Annotated in this window: 14 protein-coding genes; 11 read left to right on the top strand and 3 right to left on the bottom strand. The window is 34.7% G+C overall.

Annotated features, from left to right (window positions below; genetic code table 11):
* Positions 1 to 2: 2 nt before the first annotated feature.
* Positions 3 to 7,478, top strand: coding sequence for a LamG-like jellyroll fold domain-containing protein (locus DFQ09_RS15430; protein WP_147298358.1), 7,476 nt, complete (start codon positions 3 to 5; stop codon positions 7,476 to 7,478).
* A gap of 106 nt (positions 7,479 to 7,584) precedes the next feature.
* Here DFQ09_RS15430 and DFQ09_RS15435 read toward each other — a convergent pair whose 3' ends face one another.
* A complete protein-coding gene (locus DFQ09_RS15435) occupies positions 7,585 to 8,091 on the bottom strand; it encodes a hypothetical protein (RefSeq protein WP_115811918.1) in 507 nt (168 codons plus the stop codon).
* A gap of 15 nt (positions 8,092 to 8,106) precedes the next feature.
* The gene (gene ytxJ, locus DFQ09_RS15440; RefSeq protein ID WP_115811920.1) at positions 8,107 to 8,493 is read right to left on the bottom strand and encodes a bacillithiol system redox-active protein YtxJ; all 387 of its coding nucleotides are present in this window, start codon (positions 8,491 to 8,493) and stop codon (positions 8,107 to 8,109) included.
* Between the two features lie 576 nt (positions 8,494 to 9,069).
* Here ytxJ and clpB point away from each other — a divergent pair.
* The 4 genes from clpB (at position 9,070) to DFQ09_RS15460 (ending at position 14,037) form a co-directional block, all read left to right on the top strand.
* Positions 9,070 to 11,676 carry an ATP-dependent chaperone ClpB gene (clpB, locus tag DFQ09_RS15445; protein ID WP_115811922.1) on the top strand — a complete coding sequence of 869 codons (2,607 nt, stop codon included), beginning with the start codon at positions 9,070 to 9,072 and terminating at the stop codon, positions 11,674 to 11,676.
* 379 nt (positions 11,677 to 12,055) lie between these two features.
* The gene (deoC, locus tag DFQ09_RS15450) at positions 12,056 to 12,718 is read left to right on the top strand and encodes a deoxyribose-phosphate aldolase (RefSeq protein ID WP_115811924.1); all 663 of its coding nucleotides are present in this window, start codon (positions 12,056 to 12,058) and stop codon (positions 12,716 to 12,718) included.
* Between the two features lie 27 nt (positions 12,719 to 12,745).
* Positions 12,746 to 13,444 carry a purine-nucleoside phosphorylase gene (gene deoD / locus DFQ09_RS15455; RefSeq protein ID WP_115811926.1) on the top strand — a complete coding sequence of 233 codons (699 nt, stop codon included), beginning with the start codon at positions 12,746 to 12,748 and terminating at the stop codon, positions 13,442 to 13,444.
* Positions 13,445 to 13,524: 80 nt separating this feature from the next.
* Positions 13,525 to 14,037 carry a SixA phosphatase family protein gene (locus DFQ09_RS15460; protein ID WP_115811927.1) on the top strand — a complete coding sequence of 171 codons (513 nt, stop codon included), beginning with the start codon at positions 13,525 to 13,527 and terminating at the stop codon, positions 14,035 to 14,037.
* Here DFQ09_RS15460 and DFQ09_RS15465 read toward each other — a convergent pair.
* Complete coding sequence (locus DFQ09_RS15465) at positions 14,023 to 14,808, bottom strand: DUF6503 family protein (RefSeq protein WP_115811929.1); 786 nt, start codon at positions 14,806 to 14,808, stop codon at positions 14,023 to 14,025. The two genes, DFQ09_RS15460 and DFQ09_RS15465, sit on opposite strands and share 15 nt — an antisense overlap.
* 138 nt (positions 14,809 to 14,946) lie before the next feature.
* On the opposite strand from DFQ09_RS15465, the gene smpB reads away from it, so the two are divergent.
* The 6 genes from smpB (at position 14,947) to DFQ09_RS15495 (ending at position 22,256) form a co-directional block, all read left to right on the top strand.
* Positions 14,947 to 15,405, top strand: a complete 459-nt coding sequence (gene smpB / locus DFQ09_RS15470) for an SsrA-binding protein SmpB (protein ID WP_115811931.1) — start codon at positions 14,947 to 14,949, stop codon at positions 15,403 to 15,405.
* 238 nt (positions 15,406 to 15,643) lie between these two features.
* Entirely contained in the window at positions 15,644 to 18,109 is a 2,466-nt protein-coding gene (locus DFQ09_RS15475) for a DUF5686 and carboxypeptidase regulatory-like domain-containing protein (RefSeq protein WP_115811933.1), read from the top strand.
* 9 nt (positions 18,110 to 18,118) lie between these two features.
* Positions 18,119 to 18,646: a hypothetical protein gene (locus tag DFQ09_RS15480; RefSeq protein WP_115811935.1), complete on the top strand. Its 528-nt coding sequence runs from the start codon at positions 18,119 to 18,121 to the stop codon at positions 18,644 to 18,646.
* A gap of 123 nt (positions 18,647 to 18,769) precedes the next feature.
* Positions 18,770 to 19,153: a hypothetical protein gene (locus DFQ09_RS15485; RefSeq protein ID WP_147298359.1), complete on the top strand. Its 384-nt coding sequence runs from the start codon at positions 18,770 to 18,772 to the stop codon at positions 19,151 to 19,153.
* A 73-nt stretch (positions 19,154 to 19,226) separates the two neighbouring features.
* Positions 19,227 to 20,240 carry a TQO small subunit DoxD gene (locus DFQ09_RS15490; RefSeq protein ID WP_115811939.1) on the top strand — a complete coding sequence of 338 codons (1,014 nt, stop codon included), beginning with the start codon at positions 19,227 to 19,229 and terminating at the stop codon, positions 20,238 to 20,240.
* Between the two features lie 174 nt (positions 20,241 to 20,414).
* Positions 20,415 to 22,256 carry a Xaa-Pro dipeptidyl-peptidase gene (locus tag DFQ09_RS15495; protein ID WP_115811941.1) on the top strand — a complete coding sequence of 614 codons (1,842 nt, stop codon included), beginning with the start codon at positions 20,415 to 20,417 and terminating at the stop codon, positions 22,254 to 22,256.
* Positions 22,257 to 22,433 lie beyond the last annotated feature (177 nt).

A 22,433-nucleotide genomic window follows, 5' to 3' on the forward strand; every position in this document is an offset into this window, starting at 1 on the left:
ATGTGCAATGTTTAGGTGATGTGCCTACTGCTGATATTACTGTAGTAACGGATGAAGCTGATAACTGTGGTACTCCGACTGTGGCTTTTGTAAGTCAAACGGCAGATCCTGCTATTAATAACGGAACCATTACTAGAACCTATTCTGTAACTGATGCTAGTGGTAATTCTATTAATGTATACCAAGATATTGTTATCCTTGATAATACAGACCCAACAGCCTCTAATCCTGCAGATATTAACGTGCAATGTTTAGGTGATGTGCCTACTGCTGATATTACTGTAGTAACGGATGAAGCTGATAACTGTGGTACTCCGACTGTGGCTTTTGTAAGTCAAACTACAGATCCTGCTATTAATAACGGAACCATTACTAGAACCTATTCTGTAACGGATGCTAGTGGTAATTCTATTAATGTATACCAAGATATTGTTATCCTTGATAATACAGACCCAACAGCATCTAATCCTGCAGATATTAATGTGCAATGTTTAGGTGATGTGCCTGCAGCAGATATTACTGTGGTAAACGATGAAGCTGATAACTGTGGTACTCCGACTGTGGCTTTTGTAAGTCAAACTGCAGATCCTGCTATTAATAACGGAACCATTACTAGAACCTATTCGGTAACGGATGCGAGTGGAAACTCTATTAATGTATATCAAAATATTGTTATTCTTGATAATAATGCCCCTATTACTCCAACACTAGCAACGCTTAATGGACAATGTTCTGTGACTGCCACTGTACCGACAACTACTGATGCTTGTGCAGGAACCATTACAGGAACAACTTCTGATCCCTTAACTTATAATGTTCAAGGCACTTACACTATCGTTTGGAACTTTGATGATGGTAACGGAAATCATATCAATGTTAACCAAACTGTTAATGTTGAAGACACTATTGATCCTATTACTCCAACACTAGCAACGCTTAATGGACAATGTTCTGTTACTGCTACTGCTCCGACAACTACTGATGCGTGTGCTGGAACAATTATAGGAACAACTTCTGATCCTTCAACTTATAATGCCCAAGGTACTTACACTATCGTTTGGAACTTTGATGATGGTAACGGAAATGACATTAACGTCAACCAAACTGTTGTGGTTGATGATACTATTGCACCGACACCAAATACAGTAACACTTTCTAATATTACAGCTCAATGTTCTGTTACATCTCTAACAGCTCCGACAGCAACAGACAACTGTTCTGGTGTAATTGCAGGTTCACACAACGCAACACTTCCTATTACAGTCCAAGGTACAACCGTCATTACCTGGACTTATGATGATGGAAACGGAAACACCTTTACACAAACACAAAACGTGATTATTACAGATACAACTCCACCTGTTGTTGTGTGTCAAAATATTAGTATAACATTAGATGCTGGAGGAAATGCCACTATAAATGCTACTGATATCGATAATGGTTCTACTGATAACTGTGCCATAGCATCAATGTCATTAAATAAATATAATTTTAACTGTGATGATTTAGGAACAAATACTGTAACCTTAACTGTATATGATGTTTATGGGAATACTGATACTTGTACTGCAACAGTAACCGTATTAGATCCTGCATCAAGTGCAAGTGTTACAATTGCTTCAAATGATATTGATTTGAATGACGAAATTTGTCTAGGTGACAATTTAACATTTACTGTAACACCTCTAAATGCAGGAACAACACAGTATTACGAATGGTTTATCAATGGCGTTAGCGAAGGAACAACTGCAGTTCCGACATTTACACCTGCCTTCGTTCCAACAACTGATTACACTATATATGCAGAAATGACTACTGATCTTTCTGCATGTGATCCAAAAGTAAGTAATACAATATCTATTATAGTTCATCCATTACCAATTGTAAGCGTAAGTAGTTATGACATTTGTATAGATGACAATTCTCAAATAACAATTCCATCCACTGGTGGTACTTGGGTTAGTAATAATCTCAGTGTTGCAACTATAAATAGTACTAGTGGTGCTATTACACCTGTTAGTACAGGTACCGTGACTTTTACGTTTACAGATAGTATAACAGGTTGTGAAAATACTACAAATACAGTAACTATTAACCCATTACCAGTAATTAGTAATTACCCAATAGATAATGAAATTTGCGAGAATGAAACGCATACCTTATCACCATCAACAGGTGGTACGTGGACGAGTAGCGACCCTACAATTGCTACCATAACCAACAGTGGTCTTGTTACAGGCGTTAGTGTAGGCATTAATGTGTCTTTTACATATACAGATTCATCTACTGGCTGCAGTAGTACCTCTGCTCCTTTTACTGTATTAGAAATACCTGAAATAACTGCTGTTGAAGCATTTCCAAATACGATATGTTCTGGAGAAGATACGGTTGTATCTGTCAGCGTTGCTGGTGCAGGAACAGCTGAAGTCGTAATTGTTAATTATGATTTTAACAGTGGAAATAATTATGGTCAATTAAATGGACAAGAAGCACCTAATATAAACAGCTTTGTTAGTAGTAATATTTCATTTGACCGTACTCAACAAGGTAGAAATGCGTCAGCTATTCCTCCCTATTTTGCCATCAATGACCGTAAACAAGGCTTACGACAAAATGACGATTGGAGAGATGGAAGTCAAGATTGGTTTAACAATCCAGGAGGTTCAGATGATGATGGAGATTGGATATTTAACATAAACGGTTCTGATCTACCTAATTATCAAAACTTTGAGATATATTTTGACGCTAAACGCCAAGATCCTGGTGGTAATAACAAGAGAGTAAGAGTTGAATATAGTACAGATAATGGTACTTCTTGGTCTTTTGCCGGCGACCGCTTATTACCTTCCGGTACAACCTCATGGAGTAGATACTCAAGTACACTGCCAGGAGTTACGAATCCTAGTAATTTACAAATTAGATTAAATGTAAATGACGGTTCTACATATAGTTATTCTTTTTGGAGCGGCTATGACGATCAAACAAATCCTCATGTTGTAATTGATAACTTTCAAGTGAAAGCCTCAACGCTCCTTACCACTGGTATTGGCTATAACTGGTCTGTATTATCGGGAGATTTTTCAAGTCTCCCAGCAGACACAGACCTATCACAAATTACCGTTACTCCATCTGTGACAACAGAATATCAAGTTGAGGTTACAAATAGCGATGATTGTCCGGCTTTTGAAACAGTGACAGTAAATGTAAACCCTTCACCAGAAATTACATTTACAACCAACTATTGTCCTTCAGCACCACATAATAATGAAGTAGAAATTACAGCAATCTCTTCAATGCCCGGAACCACTTTTGAATGGATCATTACATATCCAAGCCCTGGTGACTCAAATTATGACCATGGTGGTCACAGTAATACATCAGCAACGGCTTATGTTGATACTGCCGGAAGCTATCAAGTTATCGCAACTGGTCCTGCCCCTAATTACTGTGTAACTTCTGCTTTTGTTGAAATTGCAAATGAATTAGTTACCAATGGTGATTTTGAATTAGGTAATACTGGGTTTAGTAGCGATTATAATTATAAGGAGGACCTTCCTGGGCTTGTTCCTGCTGGTCAAGGAGAACTTTATAATGATAGTGGTAACAATGGATACTCTATTACAACAAATGGACAAAATGTTCATGATAATTTTTGGGGATATGATCACACCACAGGTTCGGGTAATTTTATGGCAGTTAACGGTCATGGAAGCTCACTAGTAGTATGGTCACAGGACATTATAGTTGAACCTAATACAGCTTATTACTTTTCTGCTTGGGGAATGAGCATGAATTGGCAAAATAACACAAACAACAGAGCCCAATTAACTTTTAATGTAGATGGGACAAATTTAGGAACTGCTCCTATATTACCAAATCGTTCGAATAACAATGCGCCTGGTGCAGATAATTGGCAACGTTTTTATGGTGATTGGACATCACCAAATTGGCCTGGACCTCAAACGATCACAATTGAAATTAGAAACTTAAATTGGAGAACAAGTGGTAATGATTTTGGTATAGATGACATTTCTTTTAGTTCGCTAGATCCATTTATTTTACTAGTATCTCCACCTGAGACCATTAATGATCAAATTATTTGTCAAGGAAATGAGATCGACGATATTTTATATAGTGCAGGTGGCGGTAGTACTGGTGCGGATATTCAATGGCAATTAGATGGTAGTAATTTAGGTACAGGACCTTTTCCTAATAATACAAATCCTACAGGTATAGTAACAACATTTGACGGTTCTAGATACACCATATCAGGAACTCCAACTGTACCCGGAAATTACACGTTTACGGTATATACAACAGGTAGTTGTGGTACACCAAAAACATCGAGTGGTGAATTTGTGGTGAATGAAGCACCAATAGTATTAATTACTACGTTACCACAAACCATTTGTCAATCTGAAAACAGTCTTGTTTTAAGTGCCATTCTTGATGGTAGTGCTACATTAGGCACATGGTCTACAAGTGGAACAGGTTCATTTTCTGGAGTTTCTGGTAACGGAATAAATGCCACATATAACTTTGGAACTAATGAAACTGGAACCGTGACCTTAACATTCACTTCCAACGATCCGGATGGAACGGGATCAAACGGTCCATGTGATGTTGCCGAAGTTACTATAGATATTGAAATTACACCTTATTTTGAAGCAACAACAGGTAGCAACATAACAACTTCTGGTTGTGATGATAACACCGTTACATTAACAGGTAATAATGTTACAGGGCAATGGAGTGTAACATCTGGTCAAACAGCAGATAGTTATTTCTTCTCTGATATAACAGCTCATAATTCTACATTTACGGGTGAAAGTGGTGAAACTTATACCTTACAATGGTCAGCAACTAACACAGGAGTATGTTCTCCTAATACGATTGCTACTATGAAGGTCATTATTCCAGATTGTGGTGCAAGTTTAGTATTTGATGGTGGTGATGATTATATAAATTTTGGTGACAACTATAATTTAAATAACACTGACTTTAGTATTGAGGCATGGATAAAAGTCAATACTACTACTGGTACTAAAACGATTTTTTCAAAAAGAGATGGAACATCAACAGCATCTGGTTATGATTTAAGTCTAATTGGTGATCGTTTACAATTCCGTTATAACGGCAATACCAATGTTGTTTCAACTCAGCCGATAAACTCTGACAAATGGTACCATGCAGCTGTAACTTTTGATGGCTCGACTTATATTCTTTATATTGATGGTTTTGAGGTTCGTACAAGAGCAGGTACTACACCAACAACAAATGCAAACAAAGCTTTAATTGGAGCCATGGATAGAACGGGTGACTCGCCAATTAACTATTTTGATGGTAAAATTGATGAAGTCCGCATATGGGATACTCAATTATCTCAAACTCAAATTAGAGAAATGATGAACCAAGAGATAAAACAAGACGGTTCTAATGTTATGGGTGAAGTTATACCTCTTGAAATTACAGGCAATTTACAATGGAATAGTTTAATAGGGTATTACCAAATGAATACAGGATCTGATGGAAATAATGTGGCTGCAGGTATAATCGATGATATTTCAACGGCGTCACCTAATTCAGGAAAATTAAATGCGATGACTCTTATTCAAGTGGAAGATGCACCTATTCCTTATGTTTCAAGATTAGATGATTCATGGGATAATGAGACAACATGGTCTGCTAGTGCTGTCCAACAAATACCGAACTCAAAAGAAGATAATATTGTTCCCAATGATTTACAAACTTGGAATATTGTAAGAACAGCAACTAATGTTGCGGCAAACAGATCTGCTTCTAGCCCTCAATTAGGAAAAACAACACTTCTAGGGTTACTGGTCGATAATAATACATTGAGTATTCAAAGTGATCAGCCACTTCAGGTTAATAAATACCTAAAAATAGATGGCACTTTAGACTTAGAAGGTGAATCACAACTATTACAACCAACAGGAAGTATTGTCGATTACTCAGGAACAGGTAAACTAGAACGCGATCAACAAGGAACCAGTAATGAATTCAATTATAACTATTGGGGAAGCCCTGTGAGTAACGCGGGTAGTACAACTAATAGAACTTATGCGTTAGCATCGATTTTATATGACGGTACAAACCCTGTATCATGGACCACAAACAATGATGCACCAGGCACAAGTCCTGCAACTATAAGTAGCCGTTGGTTATATACGTACGCAAACTTAACAGGTGCTTATGCTGATTGGAACCATATTAATCAAAATACTGGAATCAGTGTTGGATTAGGATTTACAATGAAAGGTAGCGGAATTGGAACTTCAGAGCAAAATTACACCTTTAGTGGTCAACCTAATAATGGTACTATTACACACACCATAACTAGAGGCAATGAAACACTATTAGGCAACCCATATCCTTCTGCTATAGATGCTCATACCTTTATTGATGACAATGAAGCAGCACTACTTGATGGATCTGCATTAATTTTCTGGGAACAAGCACCAAACAATCCTAGTCATATTTTATCAGAATACCTCGGCAGATACTCTTACTTAACCAAAACGGGAGGTGTACCAGCAACTACACCTGTAGAAATAGGTGGAGATGGCGGTGGAACTGCTTCAAAAATACCCGGTCGTTATATACCGGTAGGACAAGGTTTCTTTGTTGAAGCCGATGGTGATGGGGGTACATTAGTTTTTAATAATGCGCAGCGTATCTTTAAGAAAGAAGGCTCGCAATCTATATTCTTAAGATCTAGTAATGATAACGAAGATTATGTTAACATTCCTAATGATGAAGAAAGTGTAATAAGACGTTTACGTTTTAACTTTACTACACCAGAAGGTGCCGTGAGACATTTACTTTTAGGATTCACAACAGATAATGTTGCGACAGATGGTGTCGATTATGGTTATGATGCACTGAACGCAGACGATTTCCCAAGTGATTTATCATTCCTAATTGAAGGACAAAACTATGTCATCCAAGGTGTAGGTGAATTCGACGAGACCAAAGTATATCCTCTAGAAATGGTGGTTGGAGAAACAGGTAATATTGAAATAGGACTTACAGAACTAGAGAACTTTGATGATGCTATTGATGTCTATATTTTCGATGCTGTTGAAGGCACTTATACTCGATTTAACGACGTAAACTTCCAAATAAACTTAGAAACTGGCACTTATAGTGATCGATTCTTCTTAGTATTTCAGGAAGATGAAACACTATCAACCATTAAAGACGAGTTTAAAGATATAACAGTTAGATACCTACATGATACTGACGAAATCTATGTGAAGACACCACCTTCCGTTGAGGTTAAACAGCTATACTTAATTAATGTCGCAGGCCAAACAGTAGCCGCTTGGAATGCGACCAATTTACCAATGTCTAATGACATCAAAATTGCAGTAAAACAAATTTCTGAAGGTGCTTATATTATAAAAGCTGAAACGAATACAGGTACATTCAACAAGAAGATAATTATTAAATATTAACCCGTGATTTTTTGTTTTTAATTTGAACAACCCTTAAAATCCTATTGATTTAAGGGTTGTTTTTTTAATATGTATTTCTGATGTTGCAGTAAAATTTACGAATACATTAAGACTTCTTTTTTCCTACTTTGTACGACTGCCTAAAGCGTTTTCTTTTTTTACTTTGAGGAATTGGTTTATTATTTTTTTCTTGTTGTAGCTTTTTTAAATCTTCAATAAGCTTTGATTTCACTAAGCGTTCTAATACAACCTTACGTTTTATGTAACTATAAAAACAGCCAATTAATAATGCTATTCCACCTACTATTTCAATAGCCCCATTAGAGATTAGAGGGAATTGCGTATATAAATTCATACCTATCAAGGGTTTAGTGTACATAAATTGATACCACCCAAGTATTAAGAAAAATAATCCCAACACTCCAAATAAATAGATATTAAAATAGATGCTCTTTTTAGTTTTACGCTCTAAGGCTAATATATTCTCATCACTAAGAATTGAATTGTTTTCTTTTTCTTCATCAACAATAAACTTTAGAAAAGCATCATTAACACCATCAATAATGATATGGCTACGCTTATCTAAATCTTGTTTTGAGATTTTATATTTCATATCATGGAATAATTGCTATTCAAATTGCTCTAACACAATCTCATTTATACCACCATGACTCGCGTGCGCTACTACTACTTCATTCTTAATTACTAAAAGCTGAGGTGATTGGTGCATCACTTGAAACTTATAACCAACCTCATTAGAAACATCTCTAAAACTCAGCAAATCTAAATAATACAAATCCACATTCATTTCTAAATCATATGCAGATACAAATTGATTCATAACCATTCTACTAATTCCACAACGTGTAGAGTGTTTAAAAATTAATTGCGTTTTGGTTTTAGATTTTTCTAGAATAATATCTAATTGATCCATCGCATTTAAAGGTAACCAAGGTAACACCTTCTCTTCTTTTGGTTCAGACGAACCGCTAAATAGTTTATTAAAAATTCCCATATTATAAATGTCGTGTATAAACTAGAAACTTACAAATCTCATTGCTATATAAATTGAAAAACCTCTATTCTGCGACCTTCCATAGTCAAAATCATAAGGTAAGTTTCGTTCAACCTACATCTGGTTATCATAACTGGCTTTGCAGTTTATAAATGGACTTTAGTCTTCTGCTGTCACACCTTATTAATATCAATAAGTTTAATATTCCATTTTCAAAATTACTTTTAATAGATTGTGTGTATCAGTCGAAAATAACGGAGAATACAACTTCATGTGACATTTTTTCCTATTCCATTATGTTTTCTTCAAATGATGAACGTAACTGAACTTTTTTTCAATAATAAATTAATACATAGATTCGTGAAATTATGATAAAACAGCTGACCATCAGTCAAAACGTCACTCTAAAAAGCACTAAATCAGTCATTTTGTCATTTTATTCTTACAAACTCAAATTGGTAAGATAATTGCCAAAGTATATACAAACATAACAATAAATAAAATAATTTTAATTTGGGTTTAGACTGAGAAACTAATAAATCGTCTTTATCCCAACTCATATAAAAACACAATAAGATGAATTTTAACAACTATACCATTAAATCGCAAGAGGCCATTCAGCAAGCGCAGCAACTTGCTCAAGGTTTTGGTCATCAGCAAATCGAAAATGAGCATATTTTTAAAGCGCTCTTTGCTGTTGATGAAAATGTATTGCCATTCTTACTTAAAAAGTTGAATGTAAACATACCTATGCTTCAACAAATATTAGATAAAGATCTTGAAAGCTTTCCTAAAGTTTCAGGTGGTGATATTATGCTATCTAGAGAAGCTAGTAAAATGCTAAACGAATCGTCTATCATCGCTAAAAAGATGAATGACGACTACGTTTCTATTGAACATCTCATTTTGGCTATTTTTAAATCTAAAAGTAAAATTGCTCAGATTTTAAAAGATCAAGGAGTCACAGAAAAAGGTCTAAATGCGGCTATCGAAGAATTACGCCAAGGTGATCGGGTTACTTCTCAAAGTCAAGAAGAAACTTATAATTCATTGAATAAATACGCCAAGAATCTTAATCAATTAGCACGCGATGGAAAGCTAGATCCTGTGATTGGTAGAGATGAAGAAATTAGAAGAATCCTTCAAATTTTATCACGTAGAACAAAAAATAACCCAATTTTAGTTGGTGAGCCTGGTACAGGTAAAACCGCTATTGCGGAAGGTTTAGCGCACAGAATCATCGATGGAGACATTCCAGAAAACCTAAAAGACAAACAGATTTTTGCTTTGGATATGGGTGCCCTAATTGCCGGTGCAAAATTTAAAGGTGAATTTGAAGAGCGTCTAAAAGCGGTGATTAAAGAAGTTACAGAAAGTAATGGAGATATCGTTTTATTTATAGATGAAATTCACACTCTCGTTGGTGCTGGCGGCGGACAAGGCGCCATGGATGCTGCTAACATTTTAAAACCTGCGTTAGCACGTGGAGAATTGAGAGCCATTGGAGCAACAACTTTAGATGAGTATCAAAAATACTTTGAAAAAGACAAAGCTTTAGAACGTCGTTTCCAGATGGTAAAAGTGGATGAACCAGATACCGAGAGTGCCATTTCTATTCTTAGAGGTATTAAAGAGAAGTATGAAGCGCATCATAAAGTTCAAATTAAAGATGAAGCTATTATTGGGGCTGTAGAATTATCGCAACGCTATATTACCAACCGTTTCCTTCCAGATAAAGCGATTGACTTAATGGATGAAGCTGCTTCTAAATTACGAATGGAAATCAATTCTAAACCCGAAGAATTAGATGTTCTAGATCGTAAAATTATGCAGTTAGAAATTGAACATGAAGCGATAAAGCGTGAAAAAGATGAAACCAAGTTAAAAAGTTTAAAATCGGATTTAGCTAATCTTAAAGAAGAACGAAACGAGCTGAATGCAAAGTGGATGTCTGAAAAAGAAGTCGTCGATAACGTTCAGAATATAAAAGAGGAAATTGAAAATTATAAACTTGAAGCTGAACGTGCTGAGCGAGATGGTGATTATGGAAAGGTTGCCGAAATTAGATATGGAAAAATTAAAGATGCGACCGAACAGCTTGAAAAATTTCAAAAGGATTTAGCTGAACAGCAAAGCACGTCTTTAATAAAAGAGGAAGTGACTTATGAAGATATCGCAGATGTTGTGGCTAAATGGACTGGAATTCCGGTAACCAAAATGCTTCAAAGTGATCGTGAGAAATTACTAAAACTTGAAGATGAGTTACACAAACGTGTTGTCGGACAAGAAGAAGCTATAGAAGCAGTTAGTGATGCTGTTCGTCGTTCTAGAGCAGGACTTCAGAATCCTCATAAACCAGTAGGAACCTTCTTGTTTTTAGGAACTACAGGAGTTGGTAAAACAGAATTAGCAAAAGCATTAGCTGAGTATTTGTTTGATGACGAAAATGCTATGACGCGTATTGATATGAGTGAATACCAAGAACGTCATGCTGTTAGTCGATTGGTTGGTGCACCTCCAGGATATGTTGGTTATGACGAAGGTGGTCAATTAACTGAAGCAGTACGAAGAAAACCCTACTCAGTAATTTTGTTAGATGAGATTGAAAAAGCGCATCCAGATACATTTAATATTCTTTTACAAGTGTTAGATGAAGGTCGCTTAACAGATAATAAAGGTAGAATTGCAGATTTTAAAAACACTATAATCATTATGACCTCTAATATGGGAAGTCAGATTATACAAGAGCGTTTTGAAGCTACTAAGGATATTCCTTCAGCCATTGAAGCTGCTAAAGTGGATGTTTTAGCAGTCTTAAAACAAAGTGTAAGACCTGAATTCTTAAATCGTATTGATGATATTATAATGTTTACACCTTTATCTAAAGACAACATTTTAGATATCGTAGGTTTACAACTAAAAGGTATTACTAAAATGATCGCTAAACAAGGTATTACGTTTGATGCTACACCTGAAGCTGTAAATTCTTTAGCTGACAAAGGTTACAATCCAGAATATGGAGCAAGACCTGTAAAACGTGTCATACAAAAAGAGGTTTTAAATCAGTTAAGTAAAGAAATATTATCTGGTAGAGTCACCACTGATAGTATTATTTTACTCGATGAGTTTGATGGTCAGTTAGTATTTAGAAATCAAAGTGAATTAACGACAGAGACTATTTAAACAGTGTAACATTATAGGGTTTATATAGTCTATATAATGATTGGTTGGTTAAGAGCAACACAAGTTTCAAGCAATTGAGAGGCGTGTTGCTCTTTCTTTTTATACTTTTTCCACAAAAAAATATCCTCGTAAAAAAAATCCTACCGAATTGAGTTTCTATCGTCTTAAAAATTAAATAGTTTAAGAGTTATCAACAATTTTTCGACGAACGACATGATAAATTATTTTTTTTAACACCCCTTTTAACGGATAAATGACTAGTTTTGTCGAGCTATTTAATTCCAACACTACTTAAGATTTTTAATTAATATCTAGTAATCCCTCTACGTTGTAGATAATTACTATAGCAAATTTATGTTATAACCCTACTTATAATAAAATGAAATTGAATAGATACATAGACCACACTTTATTAAGTGCCTCTGCTACAGAAGCAGACATTTTGAAACTTTGCGATGAAGCTTTAAAATACGATTTTTACTCAGTTTGTGTCAACAGCTGTTATGTCCAAATTGCAAAACAAGCTTTAGGAAGATCTGAAGTTAAAATCTGTACCGTTGTCGGTTTTCCTTTAGGAGCGATGTCTACTGAAGCAAAAATATTTGAAGCTAAAACAGCTATCGAACAAGGAGCAACAGAAATTGATATGGTCATAAATATTGGCCGTCTCAAAAGCAAAAATTACCTTGCTGTTCTCAAAGATATCAGTAAAATTAAAACTGCCATTGGCAATACAACGCTTAAGGTAATTTTAGAAATTAGCGAACTCTCAAAAAACGAAATCGTAAAAGCTTGTGAAATCTGTATAGATGCTAAAGCCGATTTTGTAAAAACGTCTACTGGCTTCTCAAAAAGTGGAGCAACTTTGACAGCTGTTAAAATCATGCGAAAAACCGTACGAGACAAACTTAAGATAAAAGCCTCTGGCGGCATTAGAGATGCAGAAACAGCGCAAAAATATGTAGATATTGGAGTCGACAGAATTGGAGCTTCATCTGGAGTGGCAATGATGAATAATCTAATGTCAAACGCTGCATATTAATTAAAACACTTTGCTTAACTTTGTAGCATGAGTGTACATATCGGAGCCAAAAAAGGCGAAATTGCAGAAACTATATTATTGCCAGGAGACCCATTAAGAGCGAAATGGATTGCCGAAACATTTTTCGATGATCCAAAATGCTTTAATGAAGTTAGAGGTATGTTTGGCTATACAGGCACCTACAAAGGTAAACGTGTTTCTACAATGGGAACTGGTATGGGAGTGCCTAGTATATCAATTTATGCTAATGAACTTATAACAGACTATGGTGTAAAAAACCTTATTAGAGTTGGTAGTGCTGGTTCTTATCAAAAAGATGTTAAAATAAGAGATGTTGTTTTAGCTATGGCAGCTTCATCTAATTCGGGTGTTAATGAACTGCGTTTTGGTGGAGCTAATTATGCACCAACAGCAAGTTTCGAGTTATTTATAAAAGCTACTGAAGCAGCACGTGCTAAGAACATTCCTATTAAAGCAGGTAACGTCTTATCGTCTGATATCTTTTATGAAGATGACAAAGAAGCCTATAAGAAATGGTCCAAATTTGGAGTATTATGTGTTGAGATGGAAGCCGCCGGACTATATACCGTCGCTGCCAAACATAATGTGAATGCTTTAGCTCTTTTAACCATTTCAGATTCTTTAGTTACAGGCGAAAGCACAACTAGTAAAGAACGTGAAACCACTTTTAAAAGCATGATAGAGATTGCGTTAGAATTAGCTTAGGCTTATTTAATTATCACACGCGTTAAGCCTGTTTAGTATAGAAGTAGTAAATTAGCGTTAATTAACTAATCTATATCATTATGTATAAATTATTTCTAGTTGCGCTTATCTCTTTAGTTGTATTCTCTTCTTGTGCAGAGCAACCAGAAAAAAAAGAAGAGGTATCTACCTATTATTTAATAAGACATGCTGAAAAAGAGCGTACGGATAAATCAAACCGAAATCCCAATCTTAATGACATAGGTTTGGAGCGCGCTCAGAATTGGAGAGTCCATTTTAAAACTATAAAATTTGATGCAATCTATTCTACAGAATACAACAGAACAAAACAAACAGCTTTACCTACTGCCGAAGCAAAAAACTTAGACATTCAATTCTATGATCCTTCAGATATGAATATCGACGCATTTATAGAAACAACTAAAGGTCAAACCGTATTAATTGTTGGTCACAGTAATACTACTCCCAAGTTTGTAAATAATTTGTTAGGCAACAAGAAATATGAGGATATAGCAGATAATAACAACGCTAATCTTTATATCGTTACCCTATCAAAAAGTGGTAAAACCTCTGAATTATCAGTTGTTAACTAAATCAACTTTTATATTTTCGAGTTCTATTTTAGATAATAATTTTAGCTCGTCCGCTTCAAACGCTTTTGCTAGATTTTCAAGTGGAATTGAAGTGTTTTCTGTTTTATAATTATTGTAATCCACAAAACGCAAGCCTGTAATATAACGCTCATTGTAGGCTTCTCTAAATCGCATACCTATACCACTAACCTCAGTGTAAGAATACGCTAAGTAATCAACTTTAAAAGTCTCTTTATTCACCCAATACACAAAAACATCTTCATGGTCTTCACCTCCACCTTCTTCATTAAAAGTCACTTTTACTTTATGATAATCCTTGCCTTTAATTTTCTCACTTTCTAAAAGCGTTTTATTAACAGCAGTATCATTTAAACCATAAGGTAATACAGAAAAATAATGGACTGAATTTACTGAGGCAGAATACACATTTGCGATAGAATCTTCAAGTTTTACAAAAGCATCGTTATGGTAACGTTCAAATCCTACATTGCTCAACATATCAAAAGTTGAATCGTTGTCTTTCACTAAAACACGAACTAAAAGGAACTCATGATTCTTCCGCAACGCCTGATAATAAGTGTCTCTAAATTCAAATTTTAAACTCGATTGTTTAAAACGTTCCCCACCAGAAACTGCAATAGATTTTGTAATAATATCGTCTGCTGTTAAGGTTTTTGGATTAGATTCACTACCCGATTTAACGGAGTTTGAATTTTCATTTTTACAACTAGATAATAAAACGACAAGTAAGACAACAATATATTTTTTCATTAAGAATTCTTTTATTTCTATTAAAGTCGCAAAACTAGAGATAAGATTACAATTAAAACAACGCATTAACGTAATATTAGAAACTTTGTTACTTCAAAACTTTTTAACTTATAACTTTAAAAACTATCTTTGACACCCATGCAAAAAAAGATTAACATATTAAATAAGAAAGCAAAATTTCAGTACGATATATCTGATAAATATACGGCTGGAATTGTACTTACCGGAACTGAGATTAAATCCATAAGATCTAGTAAAGCATCTATTGCTGAAAGTTTTTGTGAATTTAATGACAGAGGGGAATTGTTTGTTATTAATATGACGGTTGAAGAATACAAATACGGCACCTATTATAACCACAGACCAAAAGCCGAGCGTAAACTTTTACTTAATAAAAAAGAGCTTAAAAAACTTAAGAAAGAGATGGATGTCAAAGGTAATGCTATCATTCCTTTAAAATTGTTTCTTAACGACAGAGGTTTAGCTAAGCTTATCATTGGATTAGGAAAAGGTAAAAAACTCTACGACAAACGCGAGACTATTAAAGATCGTGACAATAAGCGAAACTTAGATCGTATAAAGAAAGATTTCCGATAAATTTAAGATTGTTATAACTTTTACTCCACTATTTTTAGTCTAAGTTTGAGATGTATTAACCGTATCTCATAAATTGTTATGTCTTGTGTTTAATAATTTAGAACGTTATCTATTGGTTGATGTAACCATTTACAATTAAATTGCGTCGCTATAAATAATAGCTAATTCAATCCTAAAATTTATTAAGGCATAAAATTTGCGATAATCTGATTCAAATAAAATCATCAATCAAATCACTATGACTAAAAAACTACTAAGTATTTTCCTAGTTGCTTTCACTACTTTGCTTTCCGCACAAATCAAAGGAAACATTACAGACCAAAATAACGACGCATTACCTTTTGTAAATATCCTTATAGAAAACACGTATAAAGGGACTACTAGTAATGATGATGGTCATTACGAGCTTAATATTTCAACACCAAAAACGTATACCATTGTTTACAGTTATCTCGGTTATAAAACCGTAAAGAAGACCATTACGGTAGAAAAATTTCCATTTGAATTAAATATCACTTTAGCAGAAGAGTCCGTTTCACTTAATGAAGTTGTTATCGATTCTGAAAACGATCCTGCAAATGCCATAATGCGCCAAGCCATTGCCCAACGACAAGCTAATCTCGATAAAATAAATTCGTTTAAAGCTGATTTCTACTCTAGAGGCTTAATTAAAATTAAAGATGCTCCCGAAAAAATAATGGGTCAAGATGTTGGTGATTTAGGTGGAGGTTTAGATTCAACACGAAGTGGAATTATATATTTATCTGAAACGATTTCTAAAATTCAGTTTCTAAACCCTGATAAGCTTAAAGAAAAAATTACAGCATCAAAAATAAGTGGAGATAGCAATGGTTTTAGCTTTAATAGTGCTTTAGATGTTGATTTCAACTTCTACAATAGCACCATTAGTTTTGGTAACGAAATTATTTCACCTATCGCCAATAATGCCTTTGGTTATTATCGTTATAAGCTCGAAGGTGTGTTTTACGACGACAGGGGAAATCTTATCAATAAAGTCAAAGTCACACCAAAACGTAAAAATGACCCTGTGTTCTCGGGCTTCATTTATATTGTTGAGGACCAATGGGATATTTTTGCTATTGAATTAGATATTACAGGCGTTCAAGCGCGTATTCCGATGGTTGATGTCATCTCACTACAACAGAGTTTTTCATATTCAGAATCTGATGATATTTGGGCTCAAATTTCTCAAAGTATAGATTTTAAATATGCCTTATTCGGAATTAAAGGTGAAGGGCGTTTTACTGCTGTTTACAGCAATTACGAATTTAATACAGGATTAACTCGAAAAGATTTCAGTCGAGAAATTGTGGCTTACGAAAAAGAAGCCAATAAAAAAGATTCTATATTTTGGAACACTATTAGGCCTGTGCCTCTTACATCTGAAGAACGTACAGATTACCTAAGAAAAGATAGTATTCAAATTTTACGCGAGTCTAAACCGTACCTAGATTCTATCGATGGTGTTAACAACAAATTTAATCTAAATAAGGTCTTAGGTTACACCTATCAGAATTCCCATAAGGATTATCGTTTAGGTTATAGCATTCCGATTTTAGGAGTGCAATTCAACACCGTTCAGGGCTATACCGCAAAAGCAAATGTATTTTACACTAAAAATTATGACGATTTCAACCGCTTCTTTAGAGCAAGTGGAGATATTCAATATGGATTTTCTGATGAACGCTTGCGCGCTACAGGTTCTTTAACCTATAAATTTAATAGTATTAGTAATTCATTTTTAAGCTTATCTGGAGGGGTTTCCGCGGAACAGTTTAATCCTTCAAATCCTATTTCTCCATTAATCAATTCTGTAAGCACGCTATTTTTTGAAGATAATTACATCAAATTATACGATAAAAGTTATGCTGCTTTAAACTATTCTGAAGAGCTTTTTAATGGCTTCAGATTGTATGCAGGTTTGAGTTATGAAAGACGAAAGGCCCTTTTCAACACCACAAATCAAACTTTTTTTAATGATGAGCATGACACCTATACTAGTAATAATCCATTAAGTGAAACAGCCTTTGGAATTGCTCCGTTTGAAACACACCATATTATAAGAGGGAATATTGATGCACGTATTAATTTTGGACAAGAATATTTAAGTTATCCTGATGCAAAATATAATGTAGGTAACGACGATTATCCTACCTTATATTTGGGTTACGAAAAAGGTTTTGGTGCCACCAATAGCGATTATAATTTTGATCAAATTAAAGCAAGTTTAAGACAGTCGTTTAACATTAGGGACAAAGGTCGATTGATGTATAACCTAAAAGCGGGAACCTTTTTTAATGCGGACGATATAGCCTTTATGGACTACCAACATTTTAATGGTAACCAAACCCATACTAGCTTTGATGGCAATTACACTAATGTCTTTAACAACTTAGACTATTATTCTGCCAGTACAAATGACGCTTATTTTGAAGGCCATGTCGAACACGATTTCAACGGGTTTTTATTAGGAAAAATGCCCTTATTAAACAAGTTGAATTTTAATTTAGTCGTAGGTGCTCATCTATTAGCGACACCTGATTTTAAACCGTATCAAGAATATTCCGTTGGTTTAGATAATATTGGCTGGGGAAAATGGAGATTATTACGTGTTGATTATCTTCGTTCATACCAAAGCGGATTTCAAAGCGACGCTATTGTTTTTGGTTTAAAATTCTTTTAACTTTATCATATGAAAAACACTCTTTTACTTTTAGCATTTTTAATTTTTACTGGTATCTCAGCCCAAGAAAAAAAAGATTATTCAAAACATGTCGCGTCTATAGATAGTACTGTCGCTACTTTATACGCTGTAATTTCCGGAGATAAAGGAGAAGCACGAGACTGGGATTTATTTAAACACCTATTTTATAAAGATGCAAAACTGATTGCAACCGGAAAGTATGAAAAAAAGCAAACCACGTTGCGCTATATGTCGTCTGAAGATTACATTAAGTTTTCTGAAAAATGGTTAATGGATAATGGTTTTCATGAATTAGAAATAAAAAGAGATACTCAAACCTTCGGAAATATTGCACATGTGCTTAGTACGTATGAAGCTTATAATAGTAAAGACGACGATACACCTTTAATCCGTGGCATTAACAGTATACAATTATTTAACGATGGAAAACGTTGGTGGATTGTTAATCTCTATTGGAATCAAGAATCTAAGGAAATTCCTGTTCCAGAAGACCATTTATCAAAAAGTTCAAACTAGTCGCTTCCGATTTAGTTTAGAGCGTATTATCAATTTAGAGAAAAGTGTTCAGTAAACTCTTGTAAGAACTACAATTAACAAACCTTTTAAAGTTTTTAAATTTCTAAACCTCATATTTACAAAGTGAAAATCCCAAATCCCATAAAACAATTGAATTCTATCCTATCCATCATAGGTTTAGTTGTGTTGTTGGTATTTTCGCCTTGCAAAGTAAGAAACACTATTCAAGAAGTTTTTGAAACTACAAAGACGGAAGTTTCAAACAAAAGTATATCTTCTTTAAAAAGCGGTGTTTGTGATATTTCTACTGATGCAGAAACCGTAATTTCTAAGGCTAATCCGAGTCTTCAACTTTCGCAAGCAGTATTGGTTAAACTACCACATTTTAATAGTAATACAGCTTCACTCTCTGATAGACCCATAACACAATATTACAACGCTAGAGCCGATATTCTGCCTTTAGCTCCTTACTATATTCTCTTCAAAAATAATAAAGCGTATCTATAATTAATTTTCTTCAAACTGAAGTCTAGCATTCTCTGTTAGCAGAAAATTATTATTTACATTATAGATATACAACATGAATTTACATATTAAAAACGATTCGGGTTTCTTAGCCCTAGCAGTCAGAATGGTCATTGGTTGGACTTATTTTTCTGCGTTTTTCAGACGCACTATTTTAGCCAACAAACTAGATCCAGAATTACCTGGCTATATCGGTGAAAAATTTAACCACTTTCTCCCAAACGCCTTAGGCATAAAACCTATCATTCAATATTTAGTTGAGAACCCAGATATATTATACTACAATATGGTCGCTTTTACCATTATTGAAGGTATTGTTGGTCTATTCATTATTTTCGGATTATTCACGAGACTTATGAGTATCGGTGTGTTCGGTTTAGCAATGGGTATTCTATTAGGTTCCGGATGGATAGGAACCACGTGCTTAGACGAATGGCAAATAGGAATCCTTGGTATTGCTACTGGTTTTCTCTTGTTTTTAACAGGAAGTGGACGTGTTTCATTGGATAATTATTTAATGAATAGAAATGTTGCTTTCACAAAAAAGAAATGGTTTGCATGGTTAGGCTCTGGACAAATCCCTATTAAAGATATCATTTTTACTCGGTTTGTTATTGTGGGTTCATTCTTAATTTTTGGGTTAACCTTATATACCAATCAAGTGTTTCATGGTGGACTTTGGGGAACCTTACACAACAAATCTGTAAAACCTAAACTTGAAATTACAGAAGGCAAATTGAATGAAAACGGTCTCTCTTTTGATGTTTTTAGAGTTGAAGGAGTTGATGTTTATGGGGCTTGGATTATTGGTATTGAACTTAAAGATGACCAAGACAATGTGGTCATGAATTATACTCAAGATCAATTAGCTAAACTACCAGAGGATGCTATTGAAAATTATTATATCGCAAAAGTAAAACCAGGTAAACATAGCTTAATCGCTCCATTGGGAGCCAAAGCCAAAATGAAATTCAACTCTTCCGATATTCTGAAGTTACCAAGTGGAACGTACACTTTAAAAATGACAGATATTAGTGGTGCAAGTTGGGAGCATCAAATCATCAAATAGAATTTCAATATGACAACTCCTAAAACTGAGGCTTTTGCTAATCGTTTTAGGAGTTTTAATTTTCAAAAGTCACGAAAAAAAATCTGAATTAAGAATAAAAAACAGATTCCACTTATTTGGGTTCTAATTTATTCGAGCTATTTTTATCAAAACATATTACAAATTATTTCTCTTATGATCATTTCACCAAAATCCATTTCAACTTTAATTATTGCTTTATCAATTTCAATCTTAAGTTGCGCACAAGACGTAACAAAAAAAGCAACACCTATTTTCAAAGATGGAGAAGCTCAAATTGTTGAAGCTTTTAGTGATTCAGACCAATGGATTCGCCACGATTTATGGGTGGAAACAGAATTTGATACTGATGGAGATGGACAGCCAGACCGTATGCATGTTGCCGTTACACGACCAGAACAAACAGAAACTGAAGGTTTAAAACTACCAATAATCTACGTCACAAGTCCTTATTTTGCTGGAGTTGCAGCTGATTTACCTGGAGTTATGTGGGATGTGAACATCGAATTAGGTGAATCGGCAAAAGAACGCGTTCATCCGGAAGTCACACGCAGAGGACAGCGACCAATCATCTCTAATTCTCACTTAAGAAAATGGGTGCCAAGAGGCTATATAGTCGTCCATTCTTCTTCACCTGGAACTGGTTTATCAGATGGAGCACCTACCATAGGAGGGAAAAATGAGTCTTTGGCTCCAAAAGCGGTAATCGATTGGTTATGTGGCAGAGTAAAAGGCTATACAGAACGTGAAGGAAATGAAGAAGTTATGGCTTATTGGTCTACAGGAAAAGTCGGAATGACAGGAACCTCATACAACGGAACTTTACCTCTTGCGGCTGCAACAACTGGTGTTGAAGGTTTAGAAGCTATTATTCCTATTGCACCAAACACATCATATTATCATTATTACCGTTCTAACGGATTGGTACGTTCACCAGGAGGATATTTGGGAGAAGATATTGATGTCCTTTATGATTTTGTGCATAGTGGCAAAGAAGAAAATCGACCATACAATAATAAAACCGTTAGAGATACCGAAATGAAAAACGGTATGGATAGAGAAACAGGTGACTATAACGATTTTTGGGCAGGTAGAGATTACCTCAATCAAATGGATAACATGAAAGCTGCGTTACTAATGTCTCATGGTTTTAACGATTGGAATGTAATGCCAGAGCATAGTTACCGCATCTATAAAGCTGCAAAAGAAAAAGGCTTACCCACTCAGATTTACTATCACCAAAACGGACATGGTGGACCACCACCAACGTCGATGATGAATAAATGGTTTACAAAATACCTTCATGGTATTGATAATGGTGTTGAAAAGGAGGAAAACAAATCTTATATAGTAAGAGAAAATGATGATCCGCAAATGCCTACGGCATATAAAGATTATCCAAATCCTGAAGCTTCACATGTAACTTTAAATTTAAACGTAGTTGGAGTATTACCTGGAAATTTAACACTTAATCCTGGTACTATTGGATTTGAATCTTTAACTGATGATGTTACAATTTCTGGCAGTGAACTTGCAAAAGAAGCTTTTTCAATAAACAGACTATTATATGTCACACCCGTTTTAAAAGAAGATCTTCATATTTCTGGTTTAGCCAAAGTGAGTATTACATTATCTAGTAATCAACCTGCTGCAAATCTTTCGGTTTGGTTAGTGTCGCTACCTTGGGAAGAAGGAAGTGATGTTAAAATAACCGACAATATAATTACAAGAGGTTGGGCAGATCCTAAAAATCACAAATCCTTAACAAAAGAAGAAGATTTAAAACCGGGACAATTTTATACCGTAAATTTTGATTTACAACCCGATGATCAAATCATAAAAGCAGGACAACAAATTGGTTTTATGATATTTTCGAGCGATAAAGAATTTACGTTGCACCCAAAAGCAGGAACTGAGTTGACTATTAAATTAGATAAAACATCATTAACACTGCCTATTGTAGAAGGTTTAGAATCTTTTAAGAACGCGACTAATTAGTAACCTTGTATTTAGAATTACTAGGTTTATAATATATCCGTTTCTATAACTTTTAATTCTACCTTAAATCATTTCGCAAATAAACTCATGTCCTTATAAAGTCTAGACTCTCTGCTCTCTGCTCTCTGCTCTCTGCTCTCTGCTCTCTGCTCTCTGCTCTCTGCTCTTAAAATAAAA

The sequence above is a fragment of the Winogradskyella pacifica genome, from assembly GCF_003386275.1.
Classification (GTDB): Bacteria; Bacteroidota; Bacteroidia; order Flavobacteriales; family Flavobacteriaceae; genus Winogradskyella; species Winogradskyella pacifica.